Source organism: Rhodoferax sp. TH121, assembly GCF_002251855.1.
GTDB lineage: Bacteria > Pseudomonadota > Gammaproteobacteria > Burkholderiales > Burkholderiaceae_C > Allorhodoferax.
This window is the reverse complement of the sequence record NZ_NOXW01000022.1, coordinates 178,389-194,312: the sequence shown is the minus strand read 5'-3', so window position 1 is coordinate 194,312 and position 15,924 is coordinate 178,389. Positions and strand designations below refer to the sequence as shown.

Genomic DNA, 15,924 nt, shown 5'->3' with positions numbered 1-15,924 from the left:
ACATTCCAAAAAAACAAGGGGCCACCCCACCGAGGCAGGGCTGCCCCCTTCACACTGCGCACAGCCGGCCCGCAGGGGCCGGCTGCTTCGACATCAGAAGAACTTGGCGAACTTCTCGACGTTGGAGGCATCGTACGTGAAAGGCTCGGCCATGGCGGCTTCGCCATTGGCATCCAACGTCACGGTGCCCACGCGACCCAAGGAGACCTTGTCACCGGCCTTGCCGGTAACCTTGCCGCTGATGAACTGGCTGGCGGCGTAGATGGACGAATAGCCCAGGTCGATAGGGTTCCAGATGGCGAAAGACTTGACCGCACCACTCTTCACATGGCCGGCCATTTCCGAAGGCAGACCCAAACCGGTTACGAAAATTTTGCCGACCTTCTTTTCATCCTGCACCGCCTTGGCGGCGGCTGCCACGCCCACCGTGGTGGGGGCGATGATGGCCTTCAGGTTGGGGTAGCTTTTGAACAGGCCTTGGGCTTCCCGGTAGCTCTTGTCGGTCTGGTCGTCACCGTAGACCACGCTGACCAGTTTCAGGCCCTTGTACGCGGGCTGGGCCAGCACCTTCTTGGCTTCTTCGATCCAGATGTTCTGGTTGGTGGCTTGCGCGGTGGCAGACAGCACGGCCACTTCGCCAGTTGCGCCGATGGCTTCCTGGGTCATCTTCACCAGCTTCTCCCCAATCAGCGGGTTGCTGGAGGGATTCAGGTGCATCAGGCGGCCATCTTTGCGCACGCCGGAGTCAAATGACAGCACCTTGATGCCGCGGTCCATGGCGCGCTTGAGCACGGGGGCCAGGGCGTCGGGGTCGTTGGCGGAGATCACGATGGCAGAGACCTTTTGCGCGATCAGCGAGTTGACGATTTCGATCTGGCCTTCGGCAGTCGCCTTGGCGGGGCCGGTGTAAATGATCTCGACGTTCTTGAGCTCCTTGGCGGCTTCCTGCGCACCCTGGTTGGCGGCGTCAAAGAAGCCGTTGCCCAGGCTCTTCACCACCAGAGCGATCTTGTCGGCTGCAAATGCAGGACTGACGAGAGCCGCACTCAGTGCGATGGTCAGCAGGGTCTTGAGTTGTTTCTTCATGCGTGTCTCCTGGAATTGTTAGTAGAAAAATTTGGCACTAAGGCCGGTCTCGATACCGACTGCACACACCTGGACTTGGTGGCGTGAACCGGATTCGATGGGGAGCGCGACATTGCCCATGCAATCTCGCTCAAACAATGCCGCTGCTGGGGCCGCTGGCAGGGCGGATGGCCGCCATCTGCTTGCGGTAGCCGCTGGCGCGGTAGGCCTGTACCGGGTCCACAGCGCCGCCGGCATCCATGCGGATCTTCTGCAGCAGCGGCGTCACGTCGGTGTGAAAGGCTTGCTTCAGCGTTTGTGCGGCCATCAGCACGTCGTTGCTGTCCTGGTAGGCGGTCAACGCCTTGCGGTCCACCAGCAAGGCCTGGGCGTAGCAGCGCTGCACGGTCACGGCACTGGTCATCAGGCTCTCGATGGGGTCTGTCACGTTGTGCGACTGGTCCAGCATGTAGGCAGGATCAAAGTTCGCGGCCTGGCTTTGCGCGGCATCCACCAATTCGTTAAACACCAAGAAGAGCTGGTAAGGATTGATGCTGCCGCTGTCCAGATCGTCGTCACCGTACTTGCTGTCGTTGAAGTGGAAGCCAGCCAGCTTTTGGGCATGCACCAGGCGCGCCACGATCAACTCGATGTTGGTATTGGGTGCGTGGTGGCCCAGGTCCACCAGGCAATGCGCCTTGGGGCCAAGGGTTTGCGCGGCCAGCAGGCTGCTGCCCCAGTCCTGGATGACCGTGGCGTAGAACGCAGGCTCGAACATCTTGTGCTCCAGGAACATGCGCCAGTCCGCGGGCAGGGCAGCGTAGATCTGACGGTTGCTGTCCAAGTAGCGCTCGAATTGGCGGCGGAAGTGGCTTTGTCCGGGGAAGTTGGAACCATCGCCAATCCACACGGTCAGCGCCTTGCTGCCCAGTTGCTTGCCGATCTCGATGCACTCCAGGTTGTGCGCCACGGCCTGGGCGCGCACGCCTGCGTCGGCATGGGTCAGACTGCCGAACTTGTAGGACAGCGGCTGGTCCTTCTGGTCGGAGAAGGTGTTGGAGTTGACCGCATCAAAAGCCACGCCATGCGCCTCTGCGTGCTGGCGCAGCTCCGTGTAGTCGCTCACCTTGTCCCAGGGAAAGTGGGGGGACACGGTGGGCGTGCAGCGCACCAGCTGCTGAATCACACCACAATCCTGAATCTTGTCGAACACATGGCGCGGCTCGCCCAGGCCAGGGAAGCGCGCAAAGCGGGTACCGCCGGTGCCCACACCCCAGCTAGGTACGGCCACCGCAAACTGGGCCACCTGGGCTTTCAGCACCTCGATATCCACCCCCCGGCGGGCCAGCTGCTCGCCCAGGTTTTCGTAGTCCAGGTTGACGCGCGCGGCGGCCTGGGTGTTGTGTTCCGCAATCAGAGCGGCGTTGATCAGTTGTGTCATGGTGCGTCTCGGATGCGTGTTGTCTTAGCGCGGGAAGGCAGCCAAGTTGCCCGCGTCCACGTTGAGGATGTTGCCGGTGGACTTGGCGGCTAGCTCGCTTGCGAGGAAATAGGTCGCCTCAGCAATGTCTTCGGGGAAGACGCTGCGCTTGAGCATGGAGCGGTCGCGGTAAAAGGCCTCGAGCTCTTGCTCACTCACCTTGTTGGCCGCGGCGCGTTCCTGGCTCCAGGTACCGGTCCAGATTTTGCTGCCACGGATCACCGCATCGGGGTTCACCACGTTGCAGCGAATGCCCAAGGGCGCGCCTTCCAGCGCAAAGCTGCGGGACAGCTGAATCTCGGCGGCCTTGGCAGCGCAGTAGGCCACCGCCTGGTTGCTGGCCACCATGCCGTTTTTGCTGGCAATGAACACCATGGAGCCGCCCAAGGCCTGTGCCTTCATGAGACGGAAGGCTTCGCGGCCCACCAGAAAGTAGCCCGTAGCCAGAATGCTCTGGTTGCGGTTCCACAGGGCCAGCGTGGTGTCTTCCAGTGGCGAGGCGGAGGCAATACCGGCGTTGGACACCAGAATGTCCACGCCACCGTATTCGATGGCCGTGCGGGCATAGGCCGCAATCACGGACTCTTCACTCGTCACATCGCAGACCACACCGCGCACCACGTCCTTGCCGTATTTCTTGGCCAGCTCGGCCACGGTGCTGTTGAGTGCTTCGGTGTCAATGTCCAGCAGCACGGCGCACACGCCCTCTTGCAACTGGCGCTCCACAATCGCGCGGCCAATGCCACCTGCGCCACCGGTGACCAAGGCCACCTTGCCCACCAGAGGCTTGGCTTTGGGCATGCGTTGCAGCTTGGCTTCTTCGAGCAGCCAGTACTCGATGTCAAACGCTTCCTGCTCGGGCAGGCCCACATAGGTGTCAATGGCGTTGGCATCGCGCATCACGTTGATGGCGTTCACATAGAACTCGCCGGCAATGCGGGCCGTGGCCTTGTCCTTGGCAATGGCCACCATGCCGATGCGCGGCAGCAGGATGATGACGGGGTTCGGGTCGCGCAGCGCCGGGCTGTTGGCGCGCTTGCAGCGCTCGTAGTAGGCGGTGTAGTCGGCGCGGTAGTCGGCCAATTTGGCGGCAATGGCCTTGGAGAGTTCGGCACCGTCCAGGTTGTAGATCGATTCATCAAGGATCAACGGCTTGATCTTGGTGCGCAAAAAGTGGTCGGGGCATGAGGTGCCGAGCGCGGCCAAGCTCTCCAACTGCTGGCTGTTCACAAATTCCATCACCACGTCCTGGCGGTCCACATGCAAGAGCTTGTGCCCGCTTTGCGAGGCCTGGCCACGGAGCACAGGCAGCACGCGGGCCAACACCTCATCTTGCGCTGCCACATCGAGTGCGTTGACTTTGGCGCCACCAAACGGCACGGCTTTGCGGGCCTGAGCCTGTACGGCCAGCCAGGTTTGGGCTTGTTCAATCACGGCCACGGTGTTCTCGTAGCAGCTTTGGGAATCGTCGCCCCAGGTGAATAGGCCATGACCACCGAGCACCAGGCCTTTAAGGCCGGGGTGGGCTGCCACATAGCGTTGCAGTTGCAGGCCCAGCTCGTAACCGGGACGGCGCCAAGGCAGCCAGCCGATGGTGCCGCCAAAGGCTTCCTTGGTAATGCTTTCGCTATTGGCCATGGCCGCAATGGCGATGACCGAGTCCGGGTGCATATGGTCCACGTGCGCAAAGGGCAGGTAGGCATGCAGCGGGGTGTCGATACTGGCAGCACGCGGGTTCAGATTGAAGGTGCAGTGTGGCAGGTAGCCCACCATTTCGTCTTCATGCTCGGGGCCGCGGTAAATGCCTTGCAGGGCATTGAGCTTGTCCATGTAGAGCGTGGAGAAACCGTCGAGCTTCATGGAGCCCACATCGCCGCCGGAACCCTTGACCCACAGCACTCGTACATCTTGGCCAGTCAGCGGGTCTTTTTGGGTGATCTTGGCGGAGGTGTTGCCACCACCGTAGTTGGTGATGCGCAGGTCGGAACCCAGCAGGTTGGAGCGGTACAGCAGCAGATTGGGCTGGTCCAGCTTGGCGGCGTGGTCCGGGTTCCAGACGGGGAACGGAGCGGGTTGAGAGCGAGAGGTCATGTGCGGTGCAGTTTCGAAGGATTGGCGTGACTGTAGACAGGCAGAGCTATAGGAACAACTTAGACTTTTTTATAAAAATCATCAGAAATCCTGATAGATCACTAGAATTTGCTCCACACCGTTCTGAAGCTCACAGTGCCCCCGACGGCGGGCGGTCGCCACATGCAAAATCCCTAGGGTAAACACCGATGAAAACCCGTACTGCCAACGCATCGACAATAGCCAAAGTCCTAGGGAAATCCCGTGGTGGGGAATCGTCCCCGACTGAGACACCGGGCGGCAAGCGCGACAATCGCCTCAAAAACCTCACCCTGCGCCAACTCCGACTGTTCGAAGCCGTGGCCACGCAGCTGAACTATTCGCGTGCAGCCGAGCAGATGAACGTGACGCAGCCGGCCGTCTCCATGCAGGTGCAACAACTGGAGGCAGAACTTGGCCTGCAGCTGCTGGTAAAGACGGGCCGTCAGGTGCGCCTGAGCCAGGCCGGCGAAGAAATGCTGCGCCAGGCACGGCGCATCCTGAACCAAGTCACCATGGCGGAAGAGGCCCTGGGTGTCTTTCACAACACGGAGGGCGGTCGCGGCGGGCTGCTCCATTTGGGCGTGGTTTCCTCCGCCCACTACTTTGCACCTGCGCTGCTCATGGCCTTTGCCGAACATTGGCCGGGTGTGAAGTTCAAGCTGACAGTGGACCGGCGCGAAACCATCCTGGCGATGCTGCAGGACCACCAGCTGGATGTCGCGATTGCGGGATATCCGCCATCTGAAGCCGATGTGGAAGCCGAGACCTTTGCGCAGAACCCACATTGCGTGGTGGCCGCCGCCAACCACCCGTTGGCAAAAAAACGCCGGATCCACTGGGATGCGCTGCGCGACGAGCCCTTCATCTTCCGTGAACCGGGGTCGGCCACACGCCAATTTTTCGACCACCTGCTGCAGGCCCAATCGCTACCAGTGCGGGTAACCATGGAGCTGTCAGGCAACGAAACTATCAAGCAGGCCGTTATGGCGGGCATGGGCATCAGCTTTCTGTCGGCACACACCTTCCAAGTAGAGATTGAGGCCGGCAAGCTGGCCGTGCTGCACATGGAAGACATGCCCAAAATGCTGGATTGGTGTCTGCTGCACCGGCGTGACTCGGCGCTCAGCGGTGTGAATGGCGCCTTCCGTGAATTCGTGCTGGAGCACGGTTCGCGGCTGGTCGAATGCAAAATGTAAAAAGGGGCCTCGAGGCCCCTTGTGCATACGGTGCAGAACTTCGTTATCGGTTAAAGACGTCGCGGATGGTGGCAGCCAGCTCCTCTTCCACAAACTTGGCGATGTAGGCATCAGCGCCCACACTCTTCACATGGCTCTCGTTGGTAGAGCCGGTAAGCGAAGAGTGAATGATGACTGGAATCTGGTTGAAGCGTCCATCCTGCTTGATGTTACGCGTTAGCGTAAAGCCATCCATCTCAGGCATTTCCAAGTCGGTCAACACCAAGGCCACCTTGTCCTTGATGGACTTGCCCTCGGCCGCCGCCGCGGCGTGGAGGGATTGCAGACGCTCCCAGGCCTCCTTGCCTGTCTTGGTCATGACGTAAGGCACATCCATGGCCTTGAGCCCTTTTTCTATCATCATGCGGGCCACTGCAGAATCGTCGGCCGCCAAAATGATCTGGCCGGGCTCCAAGCGGACTTTGGCAACCGTTTTGGCATCCTCGATCTTGACTTCCTGTGGCATGACATCGCGCAGGATTTGCTCCACGTCCAGCACTTGGGCGAGGCGGGTGTTTTCAGCCGCGCCGTCCAGGCGCGCAATGCTGGTTACAAGGCCGCCACCCGAATTTTCGGCCGACAGCACATGCTTCCACTCCAAACGCACGATTTCATTGACCTCTTCGACCGCAAAGGCCTGGGTGGTGCGCGCAAACTCGGTCACCAGCAGGATACCCAGGCCCTTGGTGGGCTTGCAACCCACCACCATGGGCAGGTTGATGACGGTGATCATCTGACCGCGGATATTGGCCACACCCATGACCTGGGGGGGCGAATTCACCATGGCGGTGATCTCAGGCATGACCAGAATTTCGCGGACCTTGAACACGTTGATGCCAAACAGCTCGCGGCGGTCCGCACTGTTGGCCGCTTCACCCAAACGAAACAGCAGCAGCTCAAACATGCTGTTGGCGGCCAGGTTGGTCCGCTCGTCAATCTCGCGCATTTCTTTGCTCATGGGGTCCGTCCTTTTGAAGGCTTCAAGGTTGCTGTGTTGCCATGGTAACGCCATCCAGACTATTTCGGCCAGATCGCCCACATCTGGAGCGGCTGCCGCAGGCGGCCCGCGAGGTCACCGGCTTCGGCGCCCCAGCCAGCAAAGTAGTCGGCGCGCACGGCACCCGTGATGGCGCTCCCGGTGTCTTGTGCCAACACCAGCTTTTGCAGGCTGGTTTGTGGCCCGGGCGAGACAAGCCAGACCGGTGTGCCATAAGGCACGCTGCCAGGGTCTACCGCGATGGAGCGGCCTGGCGTCAACGCCACACCTTGGGCACCACGCGGACCAAAAGCCGACTCCAGCTCCGACAGGGTTTCTTCCTTGAAAAACACCACACGCGGGTTGCTCCACAGCAGCTCCTGCTGACGCCCGGGGTTTTGTGCCAGCCAAGCCTTGATGCCGGGCCACGAGGCATCTTTCACCAGCCCTTGGTCCAGCAGCCAGCGGCCCACACTGCGGTAGGGTTGGTCATTGGTCCCGGCATAGGCCAGGCGCACCCAACGCTGGCTGCCGTCGGCCTGGGCCATGCGCACCCGGCCAGAGCCCTGGATTTGCAGGACCAAGGCGTCCACCGGATCGGCCATATAGGCAATGGCACGCCCCTTCAGCACGGCCTGTGCTTCGGGCAGGGTGTCCATCTCTTGGCGCGTGTACCAGGGCTTGCGCTGGGCCAGTCCCGGCGGAGGCCCATAGAGCGGCACAGTGAAGCCAGGGGCAGGTACGCGGCTGGCTTCGATCACCGGCTCAAAGTAACTCGTGAGAAGCCCGGTGGATTCGCCCGGTGCCGCTTCAATGCGGTAAGCCTGCAGGCGCGCCTGCATCCAGGCCAGCTGCTCCTGGGCGCTGCCAATGCTCAGGCGGCGCACCTCAGGGCACAGCGCAACCCAAGGGGGCGTTGATTTCTCACAGCTCTTGAGCCAAGCATTCCAGGCTTCAAACAGGTAGTCGCTGCCCCAGCCAGGCAGATCGGACCATGGCACCGGCACCCAAGTACCCCGGGCCTGCGACAGAGCTCCCTCCGGCGGGGCAACAGGTACCGGGCGCACCGCGGGCGCTGAGGCCGGGTTGGCCACAGGGGCATACAGTGGCACGCTGCCGCAGCCCACCAGCGTTCCTACAATCGACACCATTGCCACCACCGAGCGAACCCGCCCCATGACACTGCTGTTGCTCGAAGCCCTCGGGGCCGGACTGATCTTCGTTGCCATCATTTGGTGGACCATGTTTGCCGGCCGCAACCGGGGAGAACTCCCCCGAGACGACGACAGCCGGACGCCTCCGAAGGAGGACTGATTTTTGAGTCTTTTAGGGCTGCGGGCAACACAGAATATGCGCAAGCAGCTCCTATATTAATAGCAATCACGCCAACACCCGGTGCTGCAACGAAGGCAACTGGCTGCGCAGTTGCTGCAGGCGCGCCGCATCGCAGTCGGCCACCACCACGCCAGCCCCCTGTGCCTGCTGGGCCAGCACCTGGCCCCAGGGATCAATCAGCAACGATTGGCCCCAGGTGCGCCGCCCGCTGGGGTGTACTCCGCCTTGGGCCGCAGCGGCCACGTAGGAGAGGTTCTCAATCGCACGGGCACGCAACAGCACCTCCCAGTGCGCCTGGCCCGTGATGTGGGTGAAGGCGCTGGGCGCCAGAATCAAATCCACCCCTTGCTCGGCATAGACCCGGTACAGCTCGGGAAAACGCATGTCGTAGCAAATGCTCATGCCGACCTGCCAGGTGTGGCCGTCGCGCGAGGGCAGCGCAAACACGGTGGGCGTGTGGCCACGCTCCAGCACACGCGATTCGTCGTAGCTCTCAATGCCATTGTCAAAGCGGAACAGGTGAATCTTGTCGTAGCGCGCCACGCAGGCGCCCTGCGGGTTGTAGGCCAGCGAGCTGTTGAACACGCGGTCTTTCTGGTCGGCCGTCAGTGGCAGGGTGCCGGCCACGATCCACAGACCCAAGCGGCGTGCGGTGGCGGCCAGAAAGTCCTGCATGGGCCCGCTGCCAAAGGGTTCCTGAATGGCCAGCTTGTCCGAATCACGCTGGCCGATGAGGCAAAAGTACTCGGGCAGCACGGCCAACTCGGCGCCGGCCTGGGCGGCTTGCTCTAGCAGGGTCTGGGCTTGTTGGAGGTTGTCCGACAGCTGATCGGTGGACACCATCTGGAGGGCGGCAACACGCATGGCAAAAGCTCCTGAAATGGGGGTTATCGGCGTTCCACCGGGGTAACCTTGGGGTCAAGCCAAGTGCCGTCGATGGTGAATTCTTGGGTGGCCGCGTTGACCAGCGGGCCACGCAAAATCAGCTGAGCCAAAAAGGTGCTCAGGCCCACCACCGGGTTGATGGCCGCAGCGATCAGCGAGGCGCTGCCCGCATTGATTTCGGGCACCACCACCACCCGCAGTTTTTGCGTTTCCTTGGCAATGTCGGCCTGCCCCTCCATGAGCACCGCAGCATTGACGCCTTTCATTTGCAGGTTGGTGGTACGTGCCACCCCCTGCTCGATGGCAATGTCACCCCGGAAGAAGTCAAACGCAAAGCCCTCGCTGAACACATCGCGGAAGTCCAGCGTCAGGCGGCGCGGCAGCGACTGCAAGCTCAGCACCCCCAGCAGCTTGGCGATGCCGGGTTCGGCCTTGAGGAACTGGCCGGTCTCCACATTCACATTGAAGGCGCCGCCCATGCTGGCATAGTCCACCGTGATGGGCGAACCCAGCCAAGCCACTTGGCCCTCGACCTTGCCCTTGCCATTGCGCACCACACCGGGCATGCCAAACCGCGAGAGCAGTTCACCGGAGTTGCTGATGTCGAGTTTGAAGTTGAGCACCGTGCGGCGGCGCTCCTTGAGGCTACGGCCCGCACTGGCGCCCCCCAGGTTAGCCCAGTTGCCACTGGCAGTCAGCGTGGCCTCGGGCGTCTGGATATTGAAGCGGTTCAGGCGCCATTCGCGCGCGCCTGCGGCACCCAGGTTCACCGCTTCCAGATCCACGCGACCCAGCTTTTTGCCACGCAGCTCAAAGTCTTCGACCTCGATGTCCAAGGCAGGAATCGTCGCCGGTTGGTCGTCGAGCAGGCTCTCCACATCTTGCGCTGTGCTCTGTCCCACGGCCAGGCGGGCCAGGCGGGCGTAGAGTCGCCCGGCATTGTTGCCACTGGGCTGGCGGTACTCCAGGTAGCCGCTGAGTTCGGTGGCATCGAGGTTGGCACGCCAGACCAGGCCATCGCGCCCGCCACCCACCACCATGTTGTGCAGTTTGCGCCCAGCCACGGTGAGCTCCTTGGTACGCACTGCCAGCACCGTGGGCAGGTAGCCCATGGTGGCCGATGCCCCAGACGCCGCGAGGTTGCCAGTGGGCACCCCTTCGCCAGCCACACGCTCCAGCACTTTGCCCCAGGCGTCGGCATCCAGCACGGCCATGCTGACGTTGGCCACCACCCCCTCATCGGGCAAGGGCGCCGACTCGTCATCGGCCAAGCCCAGCGCAATGGCACCCCGCACCACCCGCGCATGGGCCCCGGAGACATCGCGCACATAGGTTGCCGAGGCTAGCCGCCCCAGCTCCAGCCGCAGCTGTTCGAGCGCACGCACTGGCGCCGCACCGGATGCGGCGCGCACGGCGGTGTTGTCCAGCCGCAAGGGCAGGGCCTGCTCGGCCGGTTTGGCAAACGGCGCGGGCAGAGCCAATGCCATGCCGACCAGGCTGGAGTTGAGCTGCCACTCCAGGGCTCCCCCCCGCAACGCCAGCGCAACGGTGTAAGGCGCCTGGCCCCGCATATCGTCGGCCAGGCGGGCCAGCGGGCCCAGCTCCTTGGCCTGTCGCAGGCCTTCGGCGGTGGCCGTGCCCTGCAGGCGCAGGGTGGCGGGCGCCGCCGCCCGCACCGCAGTGGCAACTGGCACGGCGGTTTGCAAACTCAAGCCGCCCTCGATGCGCATATCACCTCCCAAAGCGCGTGCGGTGCCGCCACTCACCGCAAAGCCGGACTCCGTGAAGGCCACCGTGCCCCGGGCACGTTGCAGGCGCGGGGTGTCGGCGGTGATTTGCAGGTCATTGCCAGCCAGCACGATGGAGCCGGCCACCGTGGCACGATCGACGTCGGCAATCGGAAACCCCAGCTTGAGTTTGTAGTCCGCCACTCCCGTGGCACTGGCGGTGGCAAGCACGTTGTCCAGCAGGGCGCCCAAGGGCGAGCGGTTCACCACGCCCAACACATCCGCTAGCGGGCCTTTGGCCTCGGCCGTGACCTGCAGTTGCGCGCCTTCGTAAATATGGGTCATCAAGCCCTCGGCCTTGCCGAGCTGGATGGACGTGCCTGCGAGAACACCGCGCTCCACCTTGGCCAGCAAGGTGGCGTGGTCGATGATGAGTTCGCCATGGAGCTGCTGCAACGCCGGCCAAGGCAGACTGTCCTTGGGCAGCAGGTAAGACGGCACGTAGGCCAGGCTGGCGTTTTGCACATTGGCCGAAATGCGGAAGTCGCCCTGCTTGGCATCGGCAAACGGAAACCGCGCCAAGTCACCCTTGAGCTTGAACTTGACGCCCGTGGCGGTGCCGGCCTGCACGGCAGCCCTTACGTAGTCGCGCACTTCCTTGTCCAGCTCCAGCGGCAGGTAGCGGTGCACACGTGTGCCCTCGGCACGCCCCAAGCTGCCCTGCAAGTCCAACACACCAGGCCCGTTGGTCGCCGACTGCCATTTGAACAGCAGCTCGCCTTGGGCATCAGCATTGGCAAAACGCACATTGCTACCAGACACGGTGAGCGCCTCGCCCTGGCGCTGCCAAGCAATGTCCGCTCGCAGTTGCTCAAAAAATACCGGCCCATCTTCCAGAATGCCCAAGGCGTCCAGCACGCCCTTGTCCAACACCAGCTGGGCCTTGCCACCGACCTGGTTCACGTCAAAGTCCACGTCCAGCCCCTGAAAACCAGGGCGCGACTCGCCATGGAGGGTCTGCGCCGGAACGGTGAGCTGGCGAACGCGGCCTTTGAACGCATACGTCTCAGGTTGGTCCAGGGTCCCGCGCCAGTTGCCGTCCAACTGCTCGACCAGCCCACGCGCACCCAGCTGTTTCAACTGGGTATGCAGTGCTTCACCCAAGGGCAGACGTTGCGCGATCTCGCCCATGGACGCCAGATCCAACCGGTCGGCCACCACCTCGCCGCGGGCCGGTGTGCCGCCCTCGGCCTCGAAGCGGCGCAGCAGCACATTGCCACCTGGCCAGCGCAAACCATCCTCCGTTTCAAACTGAAGGGCCTGGGTAAACACCTCGGAGCCACCTGGCAGGCGCTGCGCGCCCACGCGGCCAGACACAGTACGCAGCGCCAAGGCCTGCAAATTCGCACCCGTGGTGAGCTGCACCTCGGCCATCTGCACATCCGCGGTGGCACCGGTGGCCACGCCCTTTTTGACATCCACCCATGCCCGTAATGCCCCCCGCCCTTGCACCAGGTCGACCCCCAGGTCCACATAGCGGCGCAGATGTGCCAAGTCGACCTGCGGGAAGCTGGCGTAGAGCTGACCCTCCCACCGCTGCCAATCGCCTGCACGGCTGGACAATAGCGGCTCGCGGAAGATGCCCGACAGGGTGAACCGGTCACCCCAGGCGGCAGGGGCTTGGGCATCCAGACGCAAGGCATGAGAGAGCAGACGATTGCGCAGGACCACGTTGACCTCTTGCAGCGCCAACACGGGCGCGCCGCGCAACTCGTCAGTCCATTGCACCGTGCCACCCACTATGGCCAGCTCGGATTGGGCAAACAACCAATCAAGTGCCGGGCTGTCCTCGCCGCCGCCTTCAGGCAAGGGCATGCCCGCAATCCAGAAACGCCCATCCGGCGTGCGGCGGATATCGAGAACCGGCTTGGCGATATAGAGCTGTTCCACCCCCATGCGCAAGAGCGAATGGGGCGACAGTGCTGCCTGGACCGATGGCAGCACCAGGGCATCGCGGCCTTGTGGGTCCAGCAGGCGCACCTGGGTCAATTCGATGGAAGGAATTAAGCCATTGGAAACGGCGGCGATACCGCCAATCTGCACCGTGGTACCTAGCGCCTGAGAGGCCCGTTGCTCCAGCCACGGGCGGAGTTCGCCGATTCGGGGCACAATCCAAAAATGCAGTCCCGCCCATGCCAAACCCAGTACCAACCACGCCACTAGTAACAAGCGCAGCGCCCACTTTGCGGTCATTGCAGACGCTTTGAGCCAGAGTGAAGGGGCGGGAGTCAAATCATTCATCGTGCTATCGGGACTATGTCAGGAATTATGACCCGCAATGAGCAGCCACCTCGCTCCGAGGGTTCACGCTTTGGCCAGCGTATACGCCGCCGCTACGCCGCGCAATTGCCCCTGTGCCAGGACAGCGTATTGCGGCGTGCTGAGCTACATGACCTTCTGCAGGCGCTGCTGGCACAAGGGCTGGACACTGGGGCCGCCCTGCGCATGACCCGGCAGCTGGCCATGGAACGGCTGCTGCACCTGGATTGCGACGAACGCGCACCCTTGGCCGAAGTGACCCGGGTAATGACGGAGTTGGCCGAGCTGGCGCTGGACCAAGCCTATCGGCACAGCTATGCCGCACTGGAGCAGCAACACGGAAGCCCCCGCACGCCACAAGGTGAAGTCAGCCAGCTGTGCATCATCGGGATGGGCAAGCTAGGCGCACGCGAACTCAATGTATCCAGCGACATCGACCTGATTTACGTCTACGACCAAGACGGCGAAACCAGCGGTAACGCCGAGGGCCGCGGCCGCATCTCCAACCAGGAGTTCTTTGCCAAGATGGTCAAAGCCATCTATGCGCTGGTGGGCGATACCACGGAGCATGGCATGGTGTTCCGCGTAGACTTGGCCTTGCGGCCTAACGGCAACTCGGGCCCACCGGCCGTATCGCTAGGCGCGCTGGAAGAGTACTTCCATGTGCAGGGCCGCGAATGGGAGCGCTTTGCCTGGCTCAAGAGCCGGGTAGTAGCGCCAGCGCAGGCTATTGGCTCGGGCTGCGCCCAGCAGTTGCGCAGTGTGGTGGTGCCCTTTGTGTTCCGCCGCTACCTGGACTACAACGTGTTCGATTCGCTGCGTGGCCTGCACCGCCAGATCCGCGACCATGCGGCCAAGCGCAGCGCCGGGCGGCCCGAACGCAGCAACGATGTGAAGCTGTCGCGCGGAGGCATCCGAGAGATCGAGTTCACCGTGCAGCTGCTGCAAGTGGTGCGCGGCGGCCAGTACCCCGAACTCCGAACACGCCCCACCGTGAGCGCCCTGCAGCGCCTGGTGCGCGCCGGGCTGATGCCGCAGGCCACGGCCGATGCGCTGACCCAAGCCTATATTTTCCTGCGCCAGGTGGAGCACCGCATCCAGTACCTGGATGACCAGCAGACCCATGTGCTGCCTACTGACGAGGCCGATCTGCACTGGATCGCCCAGACCCTGGACTTGCCTGACAGCACCGCCTTGCTGCAGGAGCTGGACAAGCACCGCGAACTGGTGGCACAGGAATTTGACGCGCTGTTGGGCGGCACCCAGACCGAGTGCCGCGGCTGCACCAAGGGCGGTAGCAGCCCCACCAGCTCCGATCTGGACGGCGTTCTGGAGCACCTGGACGGGCGTTTCAAGGAGCGCATCACCCACTGGCGTGAGCACCCGCGCGTGCAGGCACTCAAGGATGAGTCACGCGCCCGCCTGGGCCGTCTGGTGCAGCGCACGGCCCAGTGGCTGCGCGAAGGTCGGGTAACCGAAGAGGCCTGTGTCCGCCTGGCCGATTGGATGGAGCCCTTGCTGCGCCGCGAGAGCTACTTGGCCATGCTGCTGGAACGCCCCAAGGTCCACGAACGCCTGCTGCGCATGCTGGGCGCCGCGCGCTGGCCCGCACGCTACCTGCTCAAGCACCCGGGTGTGATTGACGAGCTGGCCAGCAATGCGATTCTGGAAGAGCGCTTTGACCCCGTCGCTTTTGAAGACGACCTGGAGCGCCGCCTGCGTGCCCTGCAAGGCAGCGCCGAGGACGACGACGAAGCGCTGCTGAACCTGCTGCGCCGCGCCCACCATGCGGAGGTGTTCCGCATCCTGACACGCGACGTGGAGGGTCGGCTCACGGTGGAGCAGGTGGCCGATGACCTGAGTGCGCTGGCCGAGGCCGTGCTGCGCACCACCACCCGCTGGTGCTGGAGCCGCCTGAAAACCCGCCATCGCGAAGAGCCGCAGTTCGCCATCATTGCCTACGGCAAGCTGGGCGGCAAAGAGCTGGGCTACGGCTCCGACCTGGACATCGTGTTTCTCTACGACGACGAGGACGAGCGCGCCAGCGAAATCTACGCCGCGCTGGTACGCAAACTCATCAACTGGCTGACCGTGAAGACCGGTGAGGGCGACCTCTACGAGATCGACACCGCGCTGCGTCCCAACGGCAATTCGGGCCTGCTGGTGACGAGCTTTACTGCCTACGCCAACTACCAGGAACAACGCGGCAGCAACACCGCGTGGACCTGGGAGCACCAGGCCATGACGCGCGCGCGCTGCGTGCTGGGCCCGGCCAGCTTGCAGCAACGGTTTGACACCGTGCGCGACAACGTAATCCGCACCCCGCGCGACGCCCATGCCTTGCGGCTGGAAATTGAAGCCATGCGCGCCAAGGTGCGCAGCGCACATCCTGACAAGGGTGGGCAGTTTGATGTCAAGCACAGCCTGGGCGGCATGGTGGACATTGAGTTTGCCGTGCAATACCTGTTGCTGGCGCATGGCCAACACCATGCCGAGTTGCTACCCAATGTGGGCAATATTGCGCTGCTACAACGTGCCCAAGCCTGCGGCCTGCTGCCCGCACCGGTGGGCGAAGACGCAGCCCAGGCCTACCGCCAGCTGCGCCAGCTACAGCACCGGGCCCGACTCAACGAAGAACCCACCGAAGTGGAGCCGGACACGGTGGAAGACGAACGCAGCGCGGGACAGGCACTCTGGCGTGCTGTCTTTGGCATCCGCTGAATTTGAAGCATTTTTGGCCCTAAACCCTTATGGATACTGCGCAAAAAGCTATAAATTAAATAGCATCCT

The 15,924-nt window shown here is 63.0% G+C and carries 10 protein-coding genes; 3 read left to right on the top strand and 7 right to left on the bottom strand.

The window, feature by feature from the left end; all coding sequences use genetic code 11:
• Positions 1–93: 93 nt before the first annotated feature.
• From rhaS to CHU94_RS15260, 3 genes are all read right to left on the bottom strand, one after another.
• Positions 94–1,086, bottom strand: coding sequence for a rhamnose ABC transporter substrate-binding protein (gene rhaS / locus CHU94_RS15270; RefSeq protein ID WP_094481450.1), 993 nt, complete (start codon positions 1,084–1,086; stop codon positions 94–96).
• Positions 1,087–1,216: 130 nt separating this feature from the next.
• Positions 1,217–2,506: an L-rhamnose catabolism isomerase gene (gene rhaI, locus CHU94_RS15265; RefSeq protein ID WP_094481448.1), complete on the bottom strand. Its 1,290-nt coding sequence runs from the start codon at positions 2,504–2,506 to the stop codon at positions 1,217–1,219.
• A gap of 24 nt (positions 2,507–2,530) precedes the next feature.
• Positions 2,531–4,636 carry a bifunctional rhamnulose-1-phosphate aldolase/short-chain dehydrogenase gene (locus CHU94_RS15260; protein WP_094481446.1) on the bottom strand — a complete coding sequence of 702 codons (2,106 nt, stop codon included), beginning with the start codon at positions 4,634–4,636 and terminating at the stop codon, positions 2,531–2,533.
• Positions 4,637–4,824: 188 nt separating this feature from the next.
• On the opposite strand from CHU94_RS15260, the gene CHU94_RS15255 reads away from it, so the two are divergent.
• Complete coding sequence (locus CHU94_RS15255; protein ID WP_094481444.1) at positions 4,825–5,853, top strand: LysR family transcriptional regulator; 1,029 nt, start codon at positions 4,825–4,827, stop codon at positions 5,851–5,853.
• Between the two features lie 43 nt (positions 5,854–5,896).
• Here CHU94_RS15255 and CHU94_RS15250 read toward each other — a convergent pair whose 3' ends face one another.
• Positions 5,897–6,850 carry a chemotaxis protein gene (locus tag CHU94_RS15250; RefSeq protein ID WP_094481442.1) on the bottom strand — a complete coding sequence of 318 codons (954 nt, stop codon included), beginning with the start codon at positions 6,848–6,850 and terminating at the stop codon, positions 5,897–5,899.
• A 59-nt stretch (positions 6,851–6,909) separates the two neighbouring features.
• A complete protein-coding gene (locus CHU94_RS15245; protein WP_255033990.1) occupies positions 6,910–8,019 on the bottom strand; it encodes a murein transglycosylase A in 1,110 nt (369 codons plus the stop codon).
• Positions 8,020–8,044: 25 nt separating this feature from the next.
• On the opposite strand from CHU94_RS15245, the gene CHU94_RS19295 reads away from it, so the two are divergent.
• Positions 8,045–8,182, top strand: coding sequence for a hypothetical protein (locus CHU94_RS19295; protein ID WP_176452051.1), 138 nt, complete (start codon positions 8,045–8,047; stop codon positions 8,180–8,182).
• Positions 8,183–8,248: 66 nt separating this feature from the next.
• Here the strand turns inward: CHU94_RS19295 and CHU94_RS15240 are convergent, their stop codons facing one another.
• Together CHU94_RS15240 and CHU94_RS15235 are read right to left on the bottom strand one after the other, a co-directional pair.
• Positions 8,249–9,067, bottom strand: a complete 819-nt coding sequence (locus CHU94_RS15240; protein WP_094481438.1) for a carbon-nitrogen hydrolase family protein — start codon at positions 9,065–9,067, stop codon at positions 8,249–8,251.
• Positions 9,068–9,090: 23 nt separating this feature from the next.
• Positions 9,091–13,068 (bottom strand): YhdP family protein, encoded by a 3,978-nt coding sequence (locus CHU94_RS15235; RefSeq protein ID WP_255033989.1) that lies wholly within the window; start codon positions 13,066–13,068, stop codon positions 9,091–9,093.
• Positions 13,069–13,143: 75 nt separating this feature from the next.
• Here CHU94_RS15235 and glnE point away from each other — a divergent pair, with 75 nt between their 5' ends.
• Entirely contained in the window at positions 13,144–15,855 is a 2,712-nt protein-coding gene (gene glnE, locus CHU94_RS15230) for a bifunctional [glutamate--ammonia ligase]-adenylyl-L-tyrosine phosphorylase/[glutamate--ammonia-ligase] adenylyltransferase (protein WP_255033987.1), read from the top strand.
• Positions 15,856–15,924: the final 69 nt, after the last annotated feature.

Excerpts from the sequence above, each read along its gene's own strand:
- CHU94_RS15245 (WP_255033990.1), bottom strand. The coding sequence starts at position 8,019 with ATGGTGTCGATTGTAGGAACGCTGGTGGGCTGCGGCAGCGTGCCACTG.
- rhaS (WP_094481450.1), bottom strand. The coding sequence starts at position 1,086 with ATGAAGAAACAACTCAAGACCCTGCTGACCATCGCACTGAGTGCGGCT.
- CHU94_RS15240 (WP_094481438.1), bottom strand. The coding sequence starts at position 9,067 with ATGCGTGTTGCCGCCCTCCAGATGGTGTCCACCGATCAGCTGTCGGAC.
- glnE (WP_255033987.1), top strand. The coding sequence starts at position 13,144 with ATGACCCGCAATGAGCAGCCACCTCGCTCCGAGGGTTCACGCTTTGGC.
- CHU94_RS19295 (WP_176452051.1), top strand. The coding sequence starts at position 8,045 with ATGACACTGCTGTTGCTCGAAGCCCTCGGGGCCGGACTGATCTTCGTT.
- CHU94_RS15260 (WP_094481446.1), bottom strand. The coding sequence starts at position 4,636 with ATGACCTCTCGCTCTCAACCCGCTCCGTTCCCCGTCTGGAACCCGGAC.
- CHU94_RS15255 (WP_094481444.1), top strand. The coding sequence starts at position 4,825 with ATGAAAACCCGTACTGCCAACGCATCGACAATAGCCAAAGTCCTAGGG.
- CHU94_RS15235 (WP_255033989.1), bottom strand. The coding sequence starts at position 13,068 with ATGACCGCAAAGTGGGCGCTGCGCTTGTTACTAGTGGCGTGGTTGGTA.
- rhaI (WP_094481448.1), bottom strand. The coding sequence starts at position 2,506 with ATGACACAACTGATCAACGCCGCTCTGATTGCGGAACACAACACCCAG.
- CHU94_RS15250 (WP_094481442.1), bottom strand. The coding sequence starts at position 6,850 with ATGAGCAAAGAAATGCGCGAGATTGACGAGCGGACCAACCTGGCCGCC.